This window comes from Staphylococcus sp. GDY8P72P, assembly GCF_016890655.1.
GTDB lineage: Bacteria > Bacillota > Bacilli > Staphylococcales > Staphylococcaceae > Staphylococcus > Staphylococcus arlettae.
This window is the reverse complement of sequence record NZ_JAFEQJ010000006.1, coordinates 188,679-211,480: the sequence shown is the minus strand read 5'-3', so window position 1 is coordinate 211,480 and position 22,802 is coordinate 188,679. Positions and strand designations below refer to the sequence as shown.

Below are 22,802 nucleotides of genomic sequence, written 5' to 3'. Positions count from 1 at the left end.
ACCTCGTATTATTTAAGTTTATCAAGTAATTCATCAAGTACTGTATCTTTTTCGTTTGCTTTGTTGACTAACATTTCAGTGAATTTATTGTTCGTCTCTTTATCAAAATTACCATTTACAGTTAATTTTTGATCTTTTTGGAATTTTTTAATTGCTTCAGTTAATTCATTATCATAAGTTTTAGACTCGTTATTTATGGAATAACCCAATGCTTTAAGTCCAATTTTTATTGTTTTGACATGGCTAGTTTCGTCACCTTCTACATAAGTTTTGTTATTTGGAATAACGTTTAATGATTGATATTCAGGTGTGTCAATTTTAACATCAGGTTTTATCCCTTTACCATGAATATATTTATCATCTGGTGTTAACCATTTCATGTCAGTGTATTTTAAGATAGAACCATCGTCTAATTCATGAGTAGTTTGTACGATCCCTTTACCAAATGTTTTACTACCATATATTTTAGCTTTATCATGAGCTTTCATGGCTCCTGCAAAGACTTCTGAAGCACTTGCTGAACCGCCATTAACTAAGATAGCAACATTCATATCTTTAGCTTCTTTTAGTGAGTCGTTCGGTGTTTTTACCTGTTCTTTATGTTCCCCTTTTTCTAATTGCACAGCAGTTTTATTTTTGTCGATAAAGATATTTGCCATTTTAACTGCTTCATTCAATAAACCACCAGGATTATTTCGTAAGTCTAGTACAATATTATCAATTCCTTGTTTGCGTGCTTTAATAATTGCAGATTTTAATTCGCCTGCTGTACTATCTTGGAATTTATTGATTTTAAACACACCACTATTTCCATGTTTTTCGTATTCAACACTTTTCACATGTATAGTATTACGTTTAATAGAAATGTCTTGTTCCTCACCATTTCTTTTTATCGTAAGTGTAACCTCACTACCTTTTTTACCTCTCACTTGTTTTACAATAGCATCTAAAGGTTTACCTTTAACAGATTTACCATTAACTTTAGTAACAATGTCTTTTGGTTGTATTCCTGCCTTTTCAGCTGGTGAGTCTTTCATAGGACTTGTTATTTGAATTTGGTCATTTTTTTTCTGCATTTCAGCGCCAATGCCGACAAAATCACCGGAGACATCTTCATTAAATGCTTTAGTTTGTTGTTTCGTCATATACTCTGAATAAGGGTCATCAAGTTGTTTGACCATACCGTTTATAGCAGCATCTGATAATTCTTTAGACTTTACGTCTTTATAGTATTCGTTATCAATTGTTTTATAGGCTTGTTCTATTTTGGCTACATCCTTACGTTGTTCACTAGTAAGTCCAGACATAAAATTACTGATGGCAATTGTAGCAAAAACCGTAATCAAAGCTGTTAATATAATAGTAGCTATAACAAGCCAAATAAATTTTCGCCGTTTGAATTGTAAGTATTTTGTAGCTGGTTGAGACTTCTCTGTGCTGTCTTCAGTATGTGTATCTTGTGGTTCTGTCATAAATTCACTTCCTAATCATCTAACTAAACAGTAAAATAGCTGGGTTTGAACTCATACGTTTCACCCAGCTATTTACTCTATTTTTATATTTTAATATATCTAAAATGTGAAACTCAAATATATTGATATTTAAAATTTAAGCCACTCTTGGTATTCTTCATATAAATCATCGAATACTGCCATAGATACTGTAAAATTGCCGTGAGTTTCAACATAATCCGATAATTGGTTGAAATCCTTTTCTTGTTTTGGAAAAGATAAGTCATCAAAAATTTCTTCGGCAAGCTCACCTTTTGCATCTTTTCGACCTCTCACGGTTAATATAAATTGATAAAATGAGTGGTTTTTCATTATTTCATTGTCACATCAGCGATTTTAGTTTCACCTTTTATTAAATCAGTAGCTTCAGCGAAGTTTATATCACTTGTTTGATCTGAATTAGTAATGATGATTGGAGAATTTGTTGATTTAGCATTTTTTTGAATATAGTCAATATCAAAACGTAAAATTGGATCACCCACATTGACAGTATCTCCACTGTCTACTAATACTTCAAAGCCCTCACCATCAAGTTGTACAGTATCTAAACCGATGTGTACAAGTAACTCTAAACCATTTTCAGCTTTTAAACCAATAGCATGTTTGGTAGGAAATACATTATCTACTTTGCCTTCTATAGGTGAAACTACTTCACCTTCACTAGGATTAACTCCAAAGCCTTCTCCCATCATTTTTTGGGCAAAAACTGGATCAGGAATATCTTCGATTTGAATATATTGTCCAGTTATTGGTGCAAAAACTTCCGTATTTTTGTTAACTTCTTTACCTTTTCCAAATAATTTTTTAAACATATCGTATTCGCTCCTTATTTATTAAAATGGGTTAGTAAATCACCATACCCTAGTTCTTCTAATTTATCATACGGTATAAATTGTACTGCTGCAGAATTAATGCAATAACGTAAACCACCAGATTCTTGTGGCCCGTCATTAAACACATGACCTAAATGACTATTTGAGTCTTCAGATCTTACTTCTGTACGAACCATACCAAAAGATTTATCCACTAATTCGACAATTTCATCATCCGTTAATGCTTTAGAGAAACTAGGCCAACCACAATCAGATTCAAACTTTTCTTCTGATGTGAACAGTGGTTTGCCTGATAATTTATCTACGTAAATCCCTTTTTCAAAATGATTCCAATATTCATTTTGAAATGGTGGTTCAGTACCATCTTCTTGTGTTACTAAATATTCCATTTCAGATAGCTCTGATTTACTTTTCTTAATCATTCTGTTCCCCCCAATGCTTTTCAATAAACGCTTTTCTACCAGAACCTTTTTGATATTGCTGATAATGTAAAGGATTCTTTTTATAATAATCTTGATGATAAGATTCAGCTGGATAAAAATTTGTATATGGTTTTATTGGTGTAATGACTGGTTTATTAAAGATTTGTTGTTCATTTAATTGTTGAATTTTATACTCGGCAGCCTTTTTTTGGTGTTCATCATGATAAAATATTGCTGGCTCATAATGTGGACCTCTATCGAAAAACTGACCCGAATTATCTGTTGGATCAAATGTTTTGAAAAATATATCTAAAATATTTTCAAAAGAAGTGATATCGGAGTCAAATGAAATTTGTACTGCCTCAACATGACCGGTTTGCCCTGTACTTACTTGCTCGTAAGTCGGGTTCTCTACATGGCCACCAGCATAACCTGATATTATGCTTTCGATACCTGGATAAGAAGTAAATGGTTTAACGAGGCACCAGAAACAACCACCTGCTAATGTTGCATAAGCCATAAAATACCTCCCTCTAATACTAGTGTGTCATAAAATATATAATATATTAAGGATTTTGCAATTATTAACAGCAGAAATAATAAGATATTTGAATTGCTATAGTTAATTGTATTAGCTTTATGAACGAACTACTACTAATCCAATCGCGCCTTGACCTGTATGTGTAGTAATTACAGGCGTTGTCGTATTGACATCAAAGGTATGATGATCAAATTCTTCAGCAAATTGCTTTTTAATTTTATCTACGAATTGGATTATATTGGCATGAGCAATACCGATAGATTTAACATTATGATTTTTGATAAACTTAGAAACTTCTTTCTTTAAAAACTGTATACTCGCATTTTGAGTTCGTGAATTATGCATTAATTCAATTTTCCCATCGACTAATGTGCCGATAGGTTTAATTTTCATCATATTACCGATTAGCCCTTTAGTTTTACTAATGCGTCCACCTTTAATCAATTGATTTAATTGACCAATGACGACAAACAGTTTGATGTTTTTTTGTAATTCTTCAAGTTTTAGTAAGATATCGTCTGTGGAATGTCCTTCATTACACCAAGTAACTAAATGTTGTATTTGATAGCCTAAACCGTACGAAATCGATTTTGAATCTATTACAGTAACATTGCTATCAGTCATTTGACTCGCTTGCAATGCAGTTTGATAAGTACCACTTAAACCGGAAGTCATGTGAATACTTATAATTTCATCCCCATTGTCACCTAAAGTATTATATAATTCTATAAATTTGCCTATAGACGGTTGACTTGTTTTAACATCTGCACCTTCCTCAATGCGTTGTATATAGTCTTCTGAATTGATATCAATTTGGTCTACATATGACACTCCGTCAATTGACAAATTTAATGGTACAACATGTATGTTGTTGTCATTCAAGTAATCTTGTGATAGATCAGATGTAGAGTCAGTTACTATTATCCTGTTTTTCATTTGCTATCCCCCTATTATTCTTTCTAACTAAATGTAAAAACGTATGTGGGATGGTGTTTTTATCATCTAACTCACCAGGTACTGAGGAAACAACATCCCATTCTTCAAAAGTATAAGGTGGGAAAAACGTGTCGCCATTAAATTTGTCTTCGATTACCGTTATATACATGTCATCGACTTTATCAATCATTGCTTCAAATAATGTTTGCCCGCCAAATATAAAAACATGACCTGGCAAATTATTAATTTCATCTAAAGAGTGTATCACCTCTACACCTTCAGGATGAAAAGAACGATTTCGCGTAAGTACTACATTTTTTCTATTAGGTAAAGGTTTACCGATAGATTCATAAGTTGCTCTCCCCATAACTAATGTATTACCAGTACTTAATTGTTTTACATGTTTTAAATCATTTGGTAAATGCCAAGGTAAGTCATTGTTTGCGCCAATGACACGTTGGCGGTCATGCGCAACTAATATTGAAAGCGTCATGAAGTTCCTCCTTTAAAAAACTTAGTTCTTCTTAATTATTAATTTAACTTGGTGTCTATTATATAACAAATTTAACTGTTTTATAACTTTAGAGACTTTTATACTGCAATTGGTGCTTTAATCGCTGGATGCGATTGATAATTTATTAATTCAATATCTTCATAATTAATATCAAAAATTGACTTGTCACTATTTATTTTAACTGTAGCAGGTGCGTAACTATCTCTAGATAATTGCGTTTCAATGGCATTGATATGATTAGAATAAATATGTGCATCACCAAATGTATGAACGAATTCTCCCACTTCTAAGTTACATTCTTTGGCGATGAGATGTGTTAATAAACTATAACTGGCAATGTTAAAAGGTACACCTAAGAAAATATCGGCACTACGTTGATATAGTTGACAGCTTAATTTGCCATCTTGAACATAAAATTGGAACATTGTATGGCAAGGTGGCAATGCCATCGTATCAATTTCAGTTGGATTCCATGCAGATACAATATGTCGTCTGGAATTTGGATTTTGTTTTATCTGTTCAATGACAGTTGCCAATTGATCGAAATGGTTACCATCTTTATTTTCCCAATCACGCCATTGTTTGCCATAGACGTTACCTAAATCACCATACTTTGCCGCAAAAGTTTCATCATTTAATATTTTAGCTTTGAAATTTTTCATTTCAGTTTGGTATAAAGCTTTGAAATCTTCATCTTGATTCGCTCTATGACCAAAATCAGTCATATCTGGTCCGTGATAATCTGGAGAATTAATATAATTTTCGAATGCCCATTCATTCCAAATATTATTATTATATTCTAATAAATATTTAATATTAGTGTCGCCTTTAATAAACCATAATAACTCTGTAGCAACTAATTTAAATGAAACTTTTTTAGTCGTTAATAACGGAAATCCCTTTGACAAATCAAAGCGAAGTTGATGGCCAAATTTTGAAATTGTTCCAGTTTTTGTTCTATCATCTTTTGTACTACCAATGTTTAGTACTTCGTTACATAGATCATGATAAGCTTGATCAAAAGCATTTAACATAATCACCACACTCCTTCCACATTGAATCGTTATATTAATAATATTTCATAAAGACATTTTTTTAAAGCGTAATCATTATTCTTGAAAAATAAAGCGATTGACACGTGTGTCAATCGCTAATAAATCAACAGTTATCTTGCTTGTTAAGTTTTCAAATATTAACAATGATCGTCAAATGCATCTTTAATATCCATGCAGATATCTTGAATGTCGCGACCCTCAATATGCTCTCTTGGGATAAAGTGTTTTAACTCTGTCCCTTTAAATAGCGCGTATGATGGGCTAGATGGTACTTGTTGAATATAATTACGCATTTCTGCAGTGGCTTCTTTATCTTGGCCAGCAAATACCGTCACTTTATGATTAGGTACTTTGTCGTTTTGTTCAGCAACAGTAACTGCTGCTGGTCGTGCAAGGCCTGCAGCACAACCACATGTTGAATTGATTACTACAAAAGTAGTATCTTCAGCATTAACTTGTTGCATATAATTCGTAACTGCGTCCGCAGATTCTAAGCTATTAAAACCATGTGTAGTAAGTTCTTCGCGCATTTGTTTAGATAATTCATTCATATAAGCTTCGTAAGCATTCATTGTTACACTCTCCTAATTTAATTTCACTATTTACGATGTATCTTTAACATGTATGAGTTACTTATTTCGATTTGCAATTTGTTTCCATACAGAACCTAAAGCTTCATCACCATTTTCAATACGTGATATTGCCATTTCGATTTGCAGTTTGACTTCATAAGCAGAATCTTCAACGTGAGCTTTTAATGTATCAAGTTGTTCTGGACCACCTTCATCGAATAGGAACATAGCTGCACGCCAACGGACAATTTTTTGTGGATCAGCTAAAGCTTTTTCCATTGCTGGTAATGCTGCTTTAAAGCCTAAATCACTTAAACAATCTCCTGCGGTTCTTCTAACTGCTGGACTTTTATCGTTAAGTCCTTTATACAAATAAGGTAAAACACGTTCATCTTCAATCATCCCAAGTAATACAACCGCTTCTCTGCGTAACGGTACTTTCGCTGCTTCTGAAATCACATAATCTAATAATGTAATATCATCTAATGTTGGCGTTGGGAAATGTTTCAACATACGTAATTGTGCTTTCCAATCATCTGTCGCCTTAAAGTCATCTAAAGTTACATGTTGATAATGTTTTTCCGGGATAACAATATCTGTTTGTAAAGCATTATTTACAAGCGTCGACAATTGTGATTCTGGGTATAAAGCATAGATTTCTTCAGTGATTTCTGACATAACTTCATCAAAATCACCGTAACGTGCACCAAAGTTTTCCCATTTTCTTAAAAATACGACGTTATCATTTTCTTTTTGCGCTGCTAGCATACTGTCTACATATATTTCTGGTAATTGTTTACGTTTTTCTTCGTCAGATGAAGTAAGTTTAATTTGATATGGTATTCCTTTAAACATTAATACTTCAGCTTTTATTTCACCAAAGTGTTCATCTGGTGCTGTGGCAGTCTCTTCTTCACTTTCATCATTTAAAGTTGCAGTAACTTGAGGTAATACATCTTCCCAATCAAATTTAGGTTGTTTATCAACCGCTAAAAAGTCCATGACATGGAAAATTGATTTTACACCCTCTAGCGCTAATAAATCATTGATAAACTTAGGTTGCTCTTCTTTTACTGTAGTATAGGTGTTTGATTTATTATCTTCCCTCTTTTCACTTAATACAATTTTCATTGTATTTGGACTAGGTGTTGGTTCAACTCTAACAATTTCCATCCTATGACCTCCTATTGTAATTCATTTCCTAATTGTTTAATTTGTTTACCGACAGAACATTCATTTATACAAAAATGATGTGCCTGTGTTTTTCCTTGTGTATGTTTAATATGAGATTTTAGTAAACATTGATGACAATATGTGTTCATCAATTTATCAATAGCCGCAATAGCTTCTTTCTCCGTATACGTAAGGATAGTTTTCACACTCCTAATTCATGTAACTTGTTAGCACTAAGAGACGACCGAACATAATAGTATATTTTACTATCATTCAAGCGTTAATTTTATTTTAACATCAATTAGCAATGTCGCCCACTAGTGTGTATAAATCAGTTGTAAATATTATAATTTGTAGTATATCAAATATTAGCGATAGATACGTATTGTGTCTATTATTATAGCAAATAACAGCTATTATTTATAAATTTGAAAACCGATGTTATAAAATTTAAGTTTAATATGACAAATTAACTTAGCCTATTGCTTTTCAATAGTTATTTTATTAGAATGAATAGGTTGAATTTTGCGGTTTCTAAACACCCGCATTATCAAAATTTAGGAGGAAAGAAAATGTATAACGAAATATTTGGTGTTTTAACTTTTTTAGTTACTTTCATATTGTTAGTAGCTATGTATCGATTTTTTGGCAAACATGGACTCATAACTTGGGTAGCTATAGGTACGATTATTGCTAATATTCAAGTGATTAAAACAGTAGATTTATTTACTATATCGGCTACATTAGGTAATGTGATGTTCGCTTCTATTTATTTAGCGACAGATATTTTAAATGATATCTATGGCAGAAAAATAGCCAAAAGAGCTGTATGGTTAGGATTTAGTTCGACGTTAGTAATGATTATAGTGATGCAAATGTCATTACATTTCATCCCTTCTTCAGTTGATAGTTCTCAAGATGCACTTGTGACAATTTTTAATGTTGTTCCACGTATTGCATTAGGTTCAATTATTGCGTATATTATCGGCCAACATTTAGATGTAATGATTTTTAATCTAATTAAAAAAGTATTTAGTTCGGATAAAACATTTATAGTGAGAGCTTACGGCAGTACTATTATTAGTAATATTATAGATACAGCATTATTTGTGTCTATCGCATTTCTTGGCACAATGCCTAATAGTGCGGTGTTTGAAATCTTTATCACTACGTATTTATTAAAATTAATTTCTACAATTTTCAATGTTCCATTTGGTTATTGGGCTAAATCTATGTATAGAAAAGGTAAAATTAAGAACCTAGACGAAGGTTATTAAAAAGTAAGACTGAGGTTGAATGTTTATTCGACCTCAGTCTTTTTTGTTATTTAATATATGCTGTAGTTGAGTCCACAGAAATTCAAAAGAAGTATAACCTTCTTCAGCTAAAAAGTGACCGTCATGTTCAATGTTTATAGTATTAATATTTAATAGTTGGGAGAGACGATTAGAAGCGGCGTTATCGACAATAGGATCATTTGTAGCTGCAAGCGCCAAAATATGTTGAGCGTTGATGTTACTTACGATGGTTTGTGAGATAAAAGCATCCAATTCGGGTAAATTGCGTAATTTTTCGTGAAAGCCTGAAATTAAAATTAATGCTTTAATATTTGGTGCTTTTGACAAACGCGCAAGGTAATTAAGCGTTGTAATAACACCTAAACTATGAGCAATTATAATCGTTTGATCATTTAATTCATGATCCATATGATGTTTTAAAGTATCATACCAAGCATGATATTCAGGTTTATGAGGATTTGGTAATTCAATAATATCGGTAGTATAGCCATAGTGTTGTATTTTTTGTGCGATCCAGTTAAACCAATGACTATTAGGATTGGCTTGATAGCCATGTATTATAAATAACTGTTTCATGATTTACCTCCTTAGGTGGATAATCCTACTAAGCATTATACTCCATTTTCCGACGTTATATAGACTATAGTGCCTAATTATAATTTATAACAGTTAGTTCTCATTAAGGAGCATTGGTTAAATTGTAATAAATAAAGTTTTATGATTTCACAAATATTTGATCTACTTATGAGAAATGCCTTGATTAATAAAACTTACAGTCTGTTATTATACACATCAAACTAGTCTAAGTTGTAACGCTTGGAACTATAGTTAAGTGTAATTATTATTCAATACTCAGTTTGTATTTAGCTTTTGAAAAACTTTATGCTAGTCTAGTAATAGATAGATTATAACAGTAAGGTGGCAAGACATTTGGCTAAAATTTATTTTGATGCTGCAACAGCTGGTAATCCAGGTGAAAGTGTTGGAGCAGTAATTATAGTGACTGACGATGAGCATTTAGTATTTGAACAATATTTGGGTGAATTAGATAATCATAGTGCAGAATGGGCAACCTTTGATTTTGCACTATCGTGTGCGCTAGAACATAACGTGTCTAATGCTCTAGTATTTACGGATTCAAAATTAATCGAAGATAGTATGAATCAAGAAGCTGTTAAAAATGAAAAGTTTAAACATTACTATTCACAAATAATGACTAAAGCACCTATGTTTGAGTTAATGTTTGTGAAATGGGTACCAAGAGCGCAAAATAAAGAGGCTAATCATTATGCGCAACAAGCGCTATATAAAATGGTTACGCAAAGCAAAAGAAGGAAGTCAAAATAACTGACTTCCTTCTTTTTATTATTTGAAATGTGTTGCTAAATATTTTTGTGACACATGTAATTCATGTTGCTGACAAATATTTAAAGCATTTGTCAGAGTTGTACCAAATTGCATATCAGTTAACAACTGCTGTAAGTTAAGTGGTACTTCTGTATGAATTGCAGCTAATGATTTGGAAATTTTAAGGTTATCCATATCGTTTTCAATTTTATTACGTTGGCCAACTGTCAATTGGTCTATTGCATTGATAACATTTTCCACTGAGCCATGTTGTTGAATTAACTTAATAGCAGTTTTTTCACCAATGCCTTTTACTCCCGGATATCCATCTGCAGTATCACCCATAAATGCTTTAACATCAATTAATTGTTTAGGTTGAAGTCCATATTCATCTGTAAAACGATCTAACGTATAGCGATTATAAATATTGAACCCTTTTTTAGTTAACCATATTTCAACATTTTGGTTAATACATTGTAAGATATCACGATCACCTGTAATGACAAATACCTCATCTGTTTCAGAATAATGTTGAGCTAACGTACCGATGACATCATCGGCTTCATAATTTGTTACTCCCACATTAACGAAGCCGAACTGATCAGAAATCTCTTTAACAAAATCAAACTGTGGTATTAACTCTTCTGGAGGTGCAGGACGGTTTTGTTTATATCCTGTAAACATATCGTTTCTAAAAGTTTGTTGTCCCATGTCCCAACACACGGCCACGTGCGTTGGCTCAATGTCCTTAAGTGCAGTGAATACATGTCTAACAAAACCTTGAACGCCATTCGTTGGTATACCTGCTGAATTACGCATGAATTGTTTGTGTATACTCGTTGCATAGAAATGACGAAATAATAACGCCATACCGTCAACAAGCAATATTCTATTTGCCATATAAGTGCCTTCTTTCTTTATTGTGCTAACAATGTTTGTAATTTCTTATTGGTGAATTCTAGTTGCTTAATTAAGGAATCATCAATATCGAATGATAGTAGTTCGTTAATTTGAGCTTGAATTTCTAATTCTAATTGTTTTAAATTTGTTTCAGCTATTTCAGCCATTGTCGTCACTGAATCATTTAATGCTTCTCTAAAGTCAGCAATATCGGATGTTAATAAGTTTATTGTTGCAACAGTTATGTCTTCTTGCAACGTTTGTTGCGTATTGGCTTCTAATAGTTTTCTTTTAGTTAAAGATTTCGGTAACGCAGCTAACATATCTTGTAACTCTATTCTTAAATATGGATGGTCAGTTTTTATATGAGTCAAATCGATTTCTGGTGAAATGAAAACATGTAACTGTTCTAATGATTGCTGTATAGGTGCAACTTCTTGATTAAACTGCTCTATAAAGTGTTTTTTGATACGTTCAAATAATAGTGTTTGTTCCAAATAGAAACGCTGATGTATTTGATTTAAATAAATTTTTGTCGCATGTGTTTTTGCTTCGTTAAAGTTTTTATTTTTAGTCATTTGACTATTGTAAACTGATTTCACTTCATCTTTAAGTTGTAATTTTAACCGTTCATTTAAATGGTAAATTTGGTCTTCTACTTCATTATCTGTACGTTGTTCTGTATTTTGAATGATGTTGTGTGGTAAGACCGCTGTATCTTTTAATTGCGCTAATTTTTGTGTTCGTTGTTCAATTTGAGCTTTGTTGTTTTTAAATTCTTCTATAAGTTCAGTGTATGCTTGTGAGACGTGAGTTAATCGTTGTAACATCTGTTGTTGTAAAATATGCTTAGATTCGACTAAGGCAAAGTGTGAAATATCATCGCGTAATTTTTGCATTGATGTGTCATCACCTTGTAATGCCTGTCTACTAGACACTGGATAGATTTTTGATGCCAAATTAACTTGTGCTAAAGCATGATCTACGTATTCGAACACTGCTGATAAATCTTCGTCTGATTCAGCCAAATCAGTAGCATTAATAATCATTTTAAATGCTTGATTTGAGTTTAGTTGATTCATTTCTTTCATATGCTCGATGAATTTTTTATCATTATCTGTGAATGCATGATTAAAGTAACTTACATACAAAATTAAATCTGAAGATGTTAATACTTTCTCAGTTTCATTGGTATGTCTTTGGTTATTAGAATGTAAACCTAAAGAATCTACAATAATTTTATTTTTTAACCATTCTAACGGCAATTTTAAATGTACTGTATTAACGAAGGCTGCATATTCATCAACGGCGCTCCACTTACGAATTTCATCATTTTCTATTTGATGAACTAAACCAGAAGCGGTTTTAGCTTTATAAGCATCGTAATGATTTTCTAGTGCGTTGACAAATGCGAGTTGGTTTTTCTCTAATTGATGTTTTAATTTTTCGATATCGGTATTAAAAAATTCAGAGAATGATTGAAATGACGTTGCATTAATTTCAAACATATTATTAAGTTCTTCTAATAATTGCTCTTCCGATTTAAGTGTTATCGCACTGTCATGTCCATAAGATATTTCTGTCATTGCAGCAGTTGTTGGATTAGGTGAACTAATCAAGTACTGCTTACCTAGTAGTGCATTAATTAAACTGCTTTTGCCGGCGCTAAAAGTACCGAAGACCCCTATTTTAACTATTTTTTGCTCCATGCGTTCAACAGTTGATTGGATATCTTGTTTCGTTTGATCAAACATTGGTACATCACTGATTAACTTTAAGCCTTCTAATATTTTATCGCTTTGATCATCGGTTACAACTTGAGACATTGAAGCATCATGCTGTGCATTGTTTGATAAATTTTGTTCTTGTTGTGGTGTAAATGTAATTTTTGTTCGATCGATTAATTTATCTAAAGAATCATCAATGTGAATATAATAATGACGGTAGTTTTTAGTTTCTAATGATTCCCTTAAATTTCTAAGCTCCATAAATTTTTCATAATCATTGTAATCATCTACTTCATCCGAACCAATATCTTGTGCTTTGGATAATTTGATCGCTTTGTCGAAAAGCGGTTCGGTTTCTTTTTTAATATGTTGCTGTATCGTTTGTATAATTTCATCACAAAATGTAAGTACATACTGATTACTAATATTAATTTGTGGTTTATATAAATCACTAATCATACTCGCAGTTATATCATAGTGCTGATTAAGTATTGCCTCATTTACCGAGGTTGAATTAATAAATCTTGTTAAGAAAGACATATCTTCTCTTAATGGTTGGCGAATTTGTTGATTGACTTTATCTTGTAAATTAGAAATCACTACGGATAATCTTTTATCTTGCTCTTCTTCAGTTTTTTTACGTTTATTAAATAGTCCACCAACTTTAAAATTCTTAGTTCGACTTTCAAGATAGTTACGAATTAATTCACGCATATCATGTGTCATAATATATGCATTATCTAAAATATCTTTACGTTTGTGCGCTAAAAAGTCATAAAGTTTCTCTGGATTATTTAATAATTGAGCTTCCTCGCTTACTTGTTGATGTTGTTGGAAGTTTAAATATGCTTGATCAAAATCCTCTTCGTCAATCGCTAGTTGTTCTAAAGTATCATGTATTTCATGTTGGATATATGATAACTGTTCATCAGTAATAAACTTAACTATTCGATCTACATAAGTATCTAATGCTTCACGGTTATTGTCTTGTTCAACGAGAAAATCAGATAATTGTGAGATTTCATTATGTGGATTGTCGAATTTAGAAACGTAAAAGATTTTTTCTATATCAAGTTGCCAGTCCGCAAGCGATTTATTTATTCTATCTTGGAATGTTTCGAAGGCTAATTCTTCATCGTTATGTTTATCTACTTGGTTGATTACAAAGACAACAGGAATACCAGCTTGATTCAGTTGTTTCATAAATTGAAAATTCAGTGCCGATTGAACATGATTATAATCTACCGTATAAAAAATAATGTTACTAGTATACATAAATTGTTCTGTACTCGTTTGGTGTGTAGAAACATTAGAATCAACGCCAGGCGTATCTTGCAAAGTAAACCCTTTGTTAAATTTCGTTGATGGAAACTTAATTTCTACAGATTCTACATCAATATTGGCTTTGTTCATAGCTTTTACTTCGTCGTAAGTAGTCAGCTCTGTGTACTGTTGATTACTTAAATTAGCAATGATACCTTCACGCTCATCGACAGAAACAATGGCTGTATTACTTGTTGTAGGTACGGGTGAACTTGGCAAAATTTGCTGTTCAAGCAATAAGTTAATTAATGTTGATTTACCTGCAGAAAAGTGCCCAACAAATGTTGTTGTAAATTGATTAAGATACACTTTTTTAATCACTTGATTAATAATATGTGTTAAACGTTCATTTTTAGATTTTGCTACTTCCTTTTTTAATTTATATAAAATGTCGAGTTGCTGTGTGTTTGACATTATTTGCAATCCCCTTTTTAACCTGTTTAATTATCTTCATTGTATAACAAATTACTGTTTGTCAAAAGACAGTGATAACATTATTTTTAATAAACTGTATAAATTTAGTACATACGTTTTATGTATAAGAAAACCTATAATAACTATCCTGTTAAATTGATAGTATTATAGGTTTCATACTTTATATTGTGTTTATGCCCAAGCTGGTTTATCGCCATCCGTATTAGGTTTATTAATACCAATACTTTGTCGTAAATATAAGTTCGGATCTTTTGCGATATTTACTGCTACTTCTGCTACACTTTTGCGTGATACTTCAGTCCCTTTAAATTTTTCTGCTTTGTCTGTAATTTCATAGTCAACTTCGTTTTTCTCAGTTAACCATGCAGGGCGTAATAATGTGTAGTCTAAAGAAGAAGTTTCTATCGTATGAGCAGCTTGTTTATAAATGGACAGTTTATCACCAATTTTTGCTGCACTCCATTCCCCAAAATTGCCTGGGACTTCGTCGTGTATCCCTAGTGCAGTTACAAATATAAGTCTTTTAACTGTGCTAACTTCCATTGCTTGAACGATAGTTTGAGCTTCTTTGTCTAATTCACCTGATAAGCTAGCAAAAACAATATCAACATCTTCCATCGCATGTGTAACATCATCTATATTAGTAGCGTCGCCTTCTCTGACCCTTATACGATCTGACGCATAATCAGGTAAGCGGTTGGCATCTCGTAAAAATAATCGTAAAGTATAATTTGTGTTTTCTAAAAAAGAGTTTATAGCTGCCTTGGATACTGCACCATTGGCACCTATAATTAATACTCTGCTCATATAATCACTCCAATTGTTTTAAATTTTTGTTTATCAATAGCAATGTTTCAGTACTTAAAAGTTAGCAAATATTTATTTATAACAATGATTGTTTGTTAAGACTTATTCGAGTTTTTGTTACTTTATCTCTACCATAATACAGTTAACCGCTTAAGGCTAGTAATAAACGCATAAAAATTACACTTATTGTACGTTTATAATTTGATAGTCAGAGGATAACAAAATAAAAAGTTACTTAACTATCGACTACACAAGTAGTAAATGTTAAATAACTTTTTAATCAATGTTATTAATAATAATACAAGTCAGCTGTTAATTAACAACTGGGTTTTTTGATTTCTTGATTTTTAAATATTGTGAAATGCTATAGACAATAATACCTAACCAGATAAATACAAATGTGATTAGTTGGTCGACATCAAATGGTTCTTTAAATACAAAAATACCTAAAATAAACATAAGTGTAGGACCGACGTATTGTATAAAACCTGTAAGAGATAATGGTATACGTCTTGCTCCAGCTGAAAAGAGAATAAGTGGCACTGCAGTTACAGCTCCTGAAAAAATAAGCCATAACGATGAACTATTTATTCCAAATGACATTTGCTGTTGTTGCCATATATACCATAAATAAATAAACCCAGCTGGTGCTGTTACAATACATTCTATAGTAATACTACTGATGGCATCAATGGGTACTAATTTTTTGATTAGACTATAAATTCCAAATGAAAAAGCTAGCAATAAAGAAACAAATGGAAATTCACCGATTTTAATAGTCATATATAAAACACCAATAAAAGCTAAAATTATTGCTAACCATTCAAATTTATTAAAACGTTCTTTTAAAAAGATGAGCGCAAGTAATATGCTAACTATTGGATTGATATAATAACCTAAACTGGATTGTAGTACATGACCATTAGTTACAGCCCAGATGAATGTTCCCCAGTTTATGGTAATAACATACCCTGCGACTATAATGGCTATGAGTTTGATTGGGCTACCTATTAAGCTTTTTAAATCACGTACAAAGGCCTGCCTATTCTTACCAATAAGTACTATAAAGACCATGAAAATCATTGAAAATATAATTCTAAATGCAAGGATTTCAAAGGCACCAAAGCCTTGAATAAGTTCCCAATATAAAGGTAAAATCCCCCATAAAATATATGCACCGAAGGCAAAAATTATTCCGCGTTTAAATTCGTTATTCATCTCTATCTACCCCCGGTATGTTTTGTGTTAAGACTTCTTTGGAGTTTTCTCTCCCCAATATTGATAATAGGTACATTCGATATAGCCATTAAAGAGCTTACGTCGTTTTGTTGCTTTTTTATCTACTAAGTACTCGAATTCTTTGTTACTTGTTAAAATATATGTGGATAATTGTGCATGTTGTTTCATTAATGTGCCAATATATTTATACATTTCTTCTACTTCTTCACGATCCCCTATACGTTCTCCATAAGGTGGATTACCAATGAGCGCAATTGCTCTATTCGCTTCAACGGTTAATGTATTTACATCTTTAACGCTAAACTTAATAATATCGCCTAAACCTACTTCGTCAGCGTTACGTTTAGCAATTTCAACCATGTCAGGATCAATGTCGGATGCAAGTACTTCTACTTCACGATCATAATCAGCAGCTTGATCTGCTTCGTCACGCATTTGATTGTATAAATCGTTTGGCATAATGTCCCATGATTCCGAAACGAAGTCTCTATTAAATCCTGGTGCGATATTTTGTGCTATTAAACACGCTTCAATTGCGATAGTACCTGACCCGCAAAATGGATCGATAAGTGGTGTGTCTCCGGTCCAGTTCGCTAATTTAATTAAACTTGCCGCTAAAGTTTCTTTTATCGGTGCTTCACCTTGAGCTAAACGATAGCCTCGTTTGTTTAATCCAGAACCAGAAGTATCAATTGTCAGTAATGCTTTATCTTTTAATATAGACACTTCGATAGGATACTTAGCTCCTGTTTCACTTAACCAACCTCGTGTTTGATATGCAACTTTCAAACGCTCAACAATTGCCTTTTTGACAATTGCTTGGCAATCAGGAACGCTATAAAGTACAGATTTCACACTTTTACCTTGAACAGGAAAATTACCATCTTCTGCTATGATTGCTTCCCACGGTAATGCTTTTGTTTGTTCGAATAAATTATCGAATGTTGTTGCAGTAAACTCTCCTACTACAATCTTTACTCGGTCTGCAGTTCGTAACCATAGATTACATTTCACAATAGCTGTTTCATCGCCCTCGAAAAATATCTTACCGTTTTCAACTGTTGTTTCGTAACCTAACTCTTGTACTTCTTTAGCTACAATGGATTCTAATCCCATAGGACATACAGCTAGTATTTTATACATGTTTTTGCTCCTTCACTCAAATATATAGTTATATCGTATCAAAAGTTTATTTAAATAGATATAAGTTGATATGTATCTTTAAATTTAATAAAAACAAGAAAAAGCTCTCCGTGTTAGGAGAGCTTTGGAACTAGGGATGATGCTTTTATAAGCCATGTTCTGTACCGTTGTACTCATAACGTGTACTAGTTACACTGGTACGTCGGTGGTAACCATCTGTCTACACATCTTTTTCTCGCAAAAGTATGTCTCGTTTATACGTTGAATTCCGCTAAACAAGTGCTCCTACCAAATTTGGATTGCTCACTCGAGGGGTTTACCGCGTTCCACCTTTTATATTTCTATAAAAGCTACGTCACTGTGGCACTTTCAAACTAATTTAACCATATTTTATAAACTTAGGTTATTTCGTTGCCGTCAACTTAATGCCTTGACTTATTGTTTCATCAAGCACGAACACTACAATCATCTCAGATTGTGTGAGCATGGACTTTCCTCTATATCACTATAGCGATTACCCAAAACACCATCTGAATGATTATATCATTTTATAGAAATATAAACAAATAAAAAAAGTAAGTTTTGAGAAAATCAAAACTTACTTATTATGTACAAAAAAACAGGCACGTATTAGTAACGGTTATTTACCAAATACAGCTTTTTCTAAATTAGATATACGTTTCAAAATATCAACATTGTTGTTATTGTTGCTACTATTTGAAGAAAAGTTTTTATTTTCTTGTGGTCTTGATGTGGCAACACGTAATCTTAATTCTTCTAGTTCTTTTTTTAATTTGCTATTTTCTTCTGATAACTTCACGACTTCACTATCAAGGTCTGCCATTTTTTGATAATCTGCAATAATATCATCTAAAAAGGCATCTACTTCTTCCCTTCTATAACCACGTGTCATTGTTTTTTCGAAGTCTTTTTCGTAAATATCTTTTGCTGATAATTTTAATGAAACATCTGCCATATTATTCTCCACCTCATTCGAAACTTTGTTCTTGAGACCATTGTATGTCATTAATGAATTCAGTTAATTCATCGAATGTTACTATGTCACAAGTATAGTTTGTTTTTTCCATAAATTCAACTAACATTAGCTTGAAATATTTTGGGCTACCTTCTTGTTCTTCATCATAAATTAGTAAGCTTTGGTCACTATGGTCTAACATAAATTGATCTGTTTGTTTAAATTGATAAGGACCCTGATACGTCGTATGGAATACGCTATCGACAAAATCGGCATGTTCCTCAATGTAACGGTATTTGTTTTGATTAAGCTCATTCCATTTATCTGTATGGCCATAGAATGGTGTTATTATACCCAATTTTAAGTCGGGATAATCTTCTTTTAATGAAATTACTACTTCTGCAGCCCATAATTCAATACCAAGTTGCCCTTGTATTAATACCCATTCTAAGCCTTCGTCAATCAATTGAGTTAATTTATGAGAGATAAACTTTTTCAAATAGCTTACTTCCGGTGCGTCATCTTTAAAAATATTGAGTTCAAATGATTTATAACCTGTAACATATATTGTTTTAATCATAAATTAACACCATTGTCTTGAATATAACTCAAATCGTAATGTACAGCTTTTAATTTTTCTGTAAAAAGTTTGCGACTAGTTCTTTTGAAATGACATTCAACCGAAAGCTCTTCAATGTTAGACACTAAGATATCAAATTTCATTTTATTCATATATGGTAATGCTAAAATATGAGGCTCATAACTCTTCAGCACAGCAATATGTTGATCGACCAAATCAGTGAATGGTTTAACAATTTCATAAAAATCGAATAGTTCTCCTGCTTTAGCTTTTTTGTATTGCTCTTCCATATGTTGTACATCATGGATTAGTTGTTGTATAAATTGCGGCATGAGAATACCTCCTACTCAATAAACTTACCATAAAATGATTTTATAGTCATTGATAATGTTGTGTATAAAAATAACCTTTACAACCAGTTAAATTGGTTACATTTATTGTTTAATTCAAGAAAGAGCGTTAAAATGTATTTGGTGTATTTATGATATAATAAATACACTATTTTGTTTTCGCAATTTGGATTTATTACACTTCATCATGTATAATGAATGAAGTTTTGAAATTAAAACTAAAGTGGTGAAAACAATGAATTATCCAAATGGAAAACCATTTAAAGTAAATAAGGCTCAAGTCGGAAGAACTGGGACACTGAAATCTAGTAAAATTGATTATGGTGGCCGAGGGATGTCACTTGAAAATGATATTGAACATTCAAACAGTTATTATTTAAAACATGGGATAGCTGTCATACATAAAAAGCCTACCCCTGTGCAAATTGTTAATGTTCATTATCCTCAACGAAGTAAAGCTGTAATTAATGAAGCTTATTTTCGTACGCCTTCAACAACTGATTATAATGGACTTTATCAAGGGCATTATATCGACTTTGAAGCAAAAGAAACTAAAAACAAAACATCTTTTCCATTAAGTAACATTCACGAACATCAAGTTACACATATGGATGCATGTTATCAACATCAAGGTATTGTTTTTTTGTTAATTCGTTTTAAATCTTTAGATGAGGTGTATCTTTTACCTTATGCTAAATTCCAAAAATTTTGGAAAAGATTTAAAAATGACGGTAAAAAGTCGATAACGGTTGAAGAATTGAGAAAAAATGGTTACTATATTCCTTATCAGTATCAACCACGATTGAATTATCTCAAAGCAGTTGATAAGTTGATATTAGATGAAAGTGAGGACCGCGTATGACGGAAAAGAAAAGGACTACCGAAGAAAAGAATGGTCAGTCCGAAGGAAAACAGAATAGGAATATTAAGCGAACGATTATTAAAATCATCGGGTTTATAATTATCGCCTTTATCGTATTAGCATTGGTTGGAATTTTATTATTTGCTTACTATGCTTGGAAAGCACCAGCATTTAATGAAGCCAAACTACAGGATCCAATGCCTGCTAAAATTTACGATAAAGATGGTGAATTAGTTAAAACTTTGGATAATGGTCAACGTCGTGCACATGTCGACTTAGAAGATGTGCCAGAAAATATGAAAAATGCAGTATTGGCAACTGAAGATAGTCGATTTTATGATCACGGTGCATTAGATTATAAACGTTTGTTTGGTGCAGTACTTAAAAACTTTACAGGTGGTTTTGGTTCTCAAGGTGCCTCAACATTAACACAACAAGTTGTTAAACGATCATTCTTGACCGACCAAAAGTCAATTGCTCGTAAAGCGCAAGAAGCATACTTATCGTATCGTTTAGAGCAAGAGTATAGTAAGGATGAAATTTTCCAAATATACTTAAATAAGATTTATTACTCTGACGGTGTATACGGTGTTAAGGCTGCTGCTAAGTATTATTTCGATAAAGACTTGAAAGATCTCAGCCTAGCGGAATCAGCTTATTTAGCAGGTTTACCACAAGTACCAAATACTTATAATGTTTATGACCATCCAAAACAAGCTGAATCAAGAAAAGATACTGTGTTGTATTTAATGGAATATCATAATAAGATTTCTAAGAAAGAAAAAGAAGAAGCACAGAAAACATCATTACAGGATACCTTAGTACAACGTTCAGCAGAAGATAGAGAAGTAAGTGATGAAAACAAGAACCCGGAATATGATTCTTACATCAACTTTGTTAAATCAGAACTAATGAACAACCCAGAATATAAAGACAAAGACTTAGCTGAAGTATTAAATAGTGGTATTAAAATTTATACGAATATGGATAAAGATGTTCAATCAACTTTACAAGAGCGTATAAATAATGGAGGTTACTATAAAAACCAAGATCAACAAGTAGGTTCTTCAATCGTTGATAGTGAAAATGGTAGTTTAGTTGCAATTTCTGGTGGACGTGACTATAAAGATATCGTTGATAGAAACCAAGCAACTGATGCACACCCTACTGGTTCATCATTAAAACCATTCTTGGCTTATGGTCCAGCCATAGAAAATATGAATTGGGCAACAAACCATGCAATCCAAGATGAGGAATCTTATCAGGTAGACGGTGTCACATTTAAAAACTATGATACTGAAAGTCACGGTGAAGTTAAGTTATATGATGCTTTAAGACAAAGTTTTAATATTCCAGCATTAAAAGCTTGGCAATCTACAAAAGAAAATGCCGGTAATGATGCACCGAAGAAATTCGCTGAAAAAGTCGGTCTAGACTATGAAGCTGATTTAGGACCTTCTGAAGTACTTGGTGGTTCAGCATCTGAATTCTCACCTACGCAACTTGCTTCTGCATTTGCTGCTATTGCAAATGGTGGTGAATATAACAACGCACATTCAATTAAAAAAGTTGTTAAAGAAGACGGTGAAACAATAGAATTTGACCATTCAAGTAATAAAGCGATGAAAGATTCTACTGCTTATATGCTTGCAGAAACACTAAAAGGTACTTTCGAACCTTATGGTTCTGCATATGGACATAAAGTAGATGGAGTGAATATGGGAGCAAAAACTGGTACTGGTACGTACGGTGCACAAACATATCAACAATACAACTTACCTGACGATGCAGCGAAAGATGTATGGATAAATGGCTTTACACCTAAGTACAGTATGTCAGTGTGGATGGGCTTCAGTGAAGTTAAACAAGGTGGTACAAACTCCTTCGTTGGTCATGAAGAACAAGAATACCCACAATTCTTATTTGAAGATGTTATGAGTGATATTGCACCTAGAGATGGCGAAGACTTCTCTAAACCTGATTCAGTTAATGGCAGCGAGCCAGACGACTTATCAGTTGACGGTCATAAGGATGACAATACGACAGATAAAGATCCTAAAGGCCAAGGTAGCAGTAGTAGCAGTGATGATGATGATGACTCATCATCAAGTAATAGTTCAAGCAGTAGCTCAAACAGTAGTAGCACTTCAAACAACTCTGGTACAAGCAATAATGCAACTACGACAAATAGAAGTGGTACCACTACTCAACAAAATCAACAAAGTCAACAAGCAGTTGCTAACTAAGCAACATTAATA

Annotated in this window: 24 protein-coding genes and 1 other RNA gene; 4 read left to right on the top strand and 21 right to left on the bottom strand. The window is 32.5% G+C overall.

Annotation, left to right across the window (positions count from 1 at the left end; all coding sequences use genetic code 11):
- Positions 1 to 8 precede the first annotated feature (8 nt).
- The 11 genes from JVU85_RS02245 to JVU85_RS02195 form a co-directional block, all read right to left on the bottom strand.
- Entirely contained in the window at positions 9 to 1,472 is a 1,464-nt protein-coding gene (locus JVU85_RS02245) for a S41 family peptidase (RefSeq protein ID WP_021458793.1), read from the bottom strand.
- Between the two features lie 129 nt (positions 1,473 to 1,601).
- On the bottom strand, positions 1,602 to 1,823 hold the full coding sequence (locus tag JVU85_RS02240; RefSeq protein WP_002511144.1) for a YozE family protein: 222 nt from the start codon (positions 1,821 to 1,823) through the stop codon (positions 1,602 to 1,604).
- Positions 1,823 to 2,323: a PTS sugar transporter subunit IIA gene (locus JVU85_RS02235; RefSeq protein ID WP_002511145.1), complete on the bottom strand. Its 501-nt coding sequence runs from the start codon at positions 2,321 to 2,323 to the stop codon at positions 1,823 to 1,825. The genes JVU85_RS02240 and JVU85_RS02235 overlap by 1 nt, the downstream gene beginning before the upstream one ends.
- A gap of 14 nt (positions 2,324 to 2,337) precedes the next feature.
- Positions 2,338 to 2,766: a peptide-methionine (R)-S-oxide reductase MsrB gene (gene msrB / locus JVU85_RS02230; RefSeq protein WP_002511146.1), complete on the bottom strand. Its 429-nt coding sequence runs from the start codon at positions 2,764 to 2,766 to the stop codon at positions 2,338 to 2,340.
- Positions 2,759 to 3,286: a peptide-methionine (S)-S-oxide reductase MsrA gene (gene msrA / locus JVU85_RS02225; protein WP_002511147.1), complete on the bottom strand. Its 528-nt coding sequence runs from the start codon at positions 3,284 to 3,286 to the stop codon at positions 2,759 to 2,761. The genes msrB and msrA overlap by 8 nt, the downstream gene beginning before the upstream one ends.
- Before the next feature lie 117 nt (positions 3,287 to 3,403).
- A complete protein-coding gene (locus JVU85_RS02220) occupies positions 3,404 to 4,243 on the bottom strand; it encodes a DegV family protein (RefSeq protein WP_002511148.1) in 840 nt (279 codons plus the stop codon).
- Positions 4,218 to 4,736 carry a dihydrofolate reductase gene (locus JVU85_RS02215; RefSeq protein WP_002511149.1) on the bottom strand — a complete coding sequence of 173 codons (519 nt, stop codon included), beginning with the start codon at positions 4,734 to 4,736 and terminating at the stop codon, positions 4,218 to 4,220. Before JVU85_RS02215 ends, JVU85_RS02220 begins: the two co-directional genes overlap by 26 nt.
- Positions 4,737 to 4,834: 98 nt before the next feature.
- Positions 4,835 to 5,791, bottom strand: coding sequence for a thymidylate synthase (locus tag JVU85_RS02210; protein WP_021458792.1), 957 nt, complete (start codon positions 5,789 to 5,791; stop codon positions 4,835 to 4,837).
- Between the two features lie 158 nt (positions 5,792 to 5,949).
- Complete coding sequence (gene brxA / locus JVU85_RS02205; RefSeq protein ID WP_002511151.1) at positions 5,950 to 6,384, bottom strand: bacilliredoxin BrxA; 435 nt, start codon at positions 6,382 to 6,384, stop codon at positions 5,950 to 5,952.
- A 57-nt stretch (positions 6,385 to 6,441) separates the two neighbouring features.
- A complete protein-coding gene (locus JVU85_RS02200) occupies positions 6,442 to 7,557 on the bottom strand; it encodes a conserved virulence factor C family protein (protein ID WP_021458791.1) in 1,116 nt (371 codons plus the stop codon).
- 11 nt (positions 7,558 to 7,568) lie between these two features.
- A complete protein-coding gene (locus tag JVU85_RS02195) occupies positions 7,569 to 7,763 on the bottom strand; it encodes a zinc-finger domain-containing protein (RefSeq protein ID WP_021458790.1) in 195 nt (64 codons plus the stop codon).
- A 366-nt stretch (positions 7,764 to 8,129) separates the two neighbouring features.
- On the opposite strand from JVU85_RS02195, the gene JVU85_RS02190 reads away from it, so the two are divergent.
- Positions 8,130 to 8,834: a queuosine precursor transporter gene (locus JVU85_RS02190; RefSeq protein WP_021458789.1), complete on the top strand. Its 705-nt coding sequence runs from the start codon at positions 8,130 to 8,132 to the stop codon at positions 8,832 to 8,834.
- Positions 8,835 to 8,867: 33 nt separating this feature from the next.
- Here the strand turns inward: JVU85_RS02190 and JVU85_RS02185 are convergent, their stop codons facing one another.
- Positions 8,868 to 9,431 (bottom strand): RBBP9/YdeN family alpha/beta hydrolase, encoded by a 564-nt coding sequence (locus JVU85_RS02185; RefSeq protein ID WP_021458788.1) that lies wholly within the window; start codon positions 9,429 to 9,431, stop codon positions 8,868 to 8,870.
- Between the two features lie 354 nt (positions 9,432 to 9,785).
- Here JVU85_RS02185 and JVU85_RS02180 point away from each other — a divergent pair, with 354 nt between their 5' ends.
- A complete protein-coding gene (locus JVU85_RS02180; RefSeq protein ID WP_021458787.1) occupies positions 9,786 to 10,202 on the top strand; it encodes a ribonuclease HI family protein in 417 nt (138 codons plus the stop codon).
- Between the two features lie 18 nt (positions 10,203 to 10,220).
- Here the strand turns inward: JVU85_RS02180 and JVU85_RS02175 are convergent, their stop codons facing one another.
- The 9 genes from JVU85_RS02175 to JVU85_RS02135 form a co-directional block, all read right to left on the bottom strand.
- On the bottom strand, positions 10,221 to 11,102 hold the full coding sequence (locus tag JVU85_RS02175) for a 5'-3' exonuclease (protein ID WP_021458786.1): 882 nt from the start codon (positions 11,100 to 11,102) through the stop codon (positions 10,221 to 10,223).
- A gap of 17 nt (positions 11,103 to 11,119) precedes the next feature.
- Positions 11,120 to 14,566: a dynamin family protein gene (locus JVU85_RS02170; protein ID WP_204172064.1), complete on the bottom strand. Its 3,447-nt coding sequence runs from the start codon at positions 14,564 to 14,566 to the stop codon at positions 11,120 to 11,122.
- Between the two features lie 192 nt (positions 14,567 to 14,758).
- Entirely contained in the window at positions 14,759 to 15,394 is a 636-nt protein-coding gene (locus JVU85_RS02165) for an NAD(P)H-binding protein (RefSeq protein WP_021458784.1), read from the bottom strand.
- Between the two features lie 312 nt (positions 15,395 to 15,706).
- Positions 15,707 to 16,612 (bottom strand): EamA family transporter RarD, encoded by a 906-nt coding sequence (gene rarD / locus JVU85_RS02160; RefSeq protein ID WP_021458783.1) that lies wholly within the window; start codon positions 16,610 to 16,612, stop codon positions 15,707 to 15,709.
- Between the two features lie 27 nt (positions 16,613 to 16,639).
- Positions 16,640 to 17,776, bottom strand: a complete 1,137-nt coding sequence (locus tag JVU85_RS02155) for a THUMP domain-containing class I SAM-dependent RNA methyltransferase (protein WP_021458782.1) — start codon at positions 17,774 to 17,776, stop codon at positions 16,640 to 16,642.
- Positions 17,777 to 17,919: 143 nt separating this feature from the next.
- Positions 17,920 to 18,302: RNase P RNA component class B (rnpB, locus tag JVU85_RS02150), an RNA gene on the bottom strand.
- 114 nt (positions 18,303 to 18,416) lie between these two features.
- Positions 18,417 to 18,752 carry a cell division regulator GpsB gene (gene gpsB, locus JVU85_RS02145; protein ID WP_002511162.1) on the bottom strand — a complete coding sequence of 112 codons (336 nt, stop codon included), beginning with the start codon at positions 18,750 to 18,752 and terminating at the stop codon, positions 18,417 to 18,419.
- 13 nt (positions 18,753 to 18,765) lie between these two features.
- Entirely contained in the window at positions 18,766 to 19,332 is a 567-nt protein-coding gene (locus JVU85_RS02140; protein WP_204172063.1) for an SLOG family protein, read from the bottom strand.
- Entirely contained in the window at positions 19,329 to 19,664 is a 336-nt protein-coding gene (locus tag JVU85_RS02135; protein WP_002511164.1) for a DUF1798 family protein, read from the bottom strand. Before JVU85_RS02135 ends, JVU85_RS02140 begins: the two co-directional genes overlap by 4 nt.
- A 253-nt stretch (positions 19,665 to 19,917) precedes the next feature.
- On the opposite strand from JVU85_RS02135, the gene recU reads away from it, so the two are divergent.
- Both recU and JVU85_RS02125 read left to right on the top strand, forming a co-directional pair.
- Complete coding sequence (gene recU / locus JVU85_RS02130; RefSeq protein WP_021458780.1) at positions 19,918 to 20,544, top strand: Holliday junction resolvase RecU; 627 nt, start codon at positions 19,918 to 19,920, stop codon at positions 20,542 to 20,544.
- Entirely contained in the window at positions 20,541 to 22,790 is a 2,250-nt protein-coding gene (locus JVU85_RS02125; RefSeq protein ID WP_021458779.1) for a transglycosylase domain-containing protein, read from the top strand. Before recU ends, JVU85_RS02125 begins: the two co-directional genes overlap by 4 nt.
- Positions 22,791 to 22,802 lie beyond the last annotated feature (12 nt).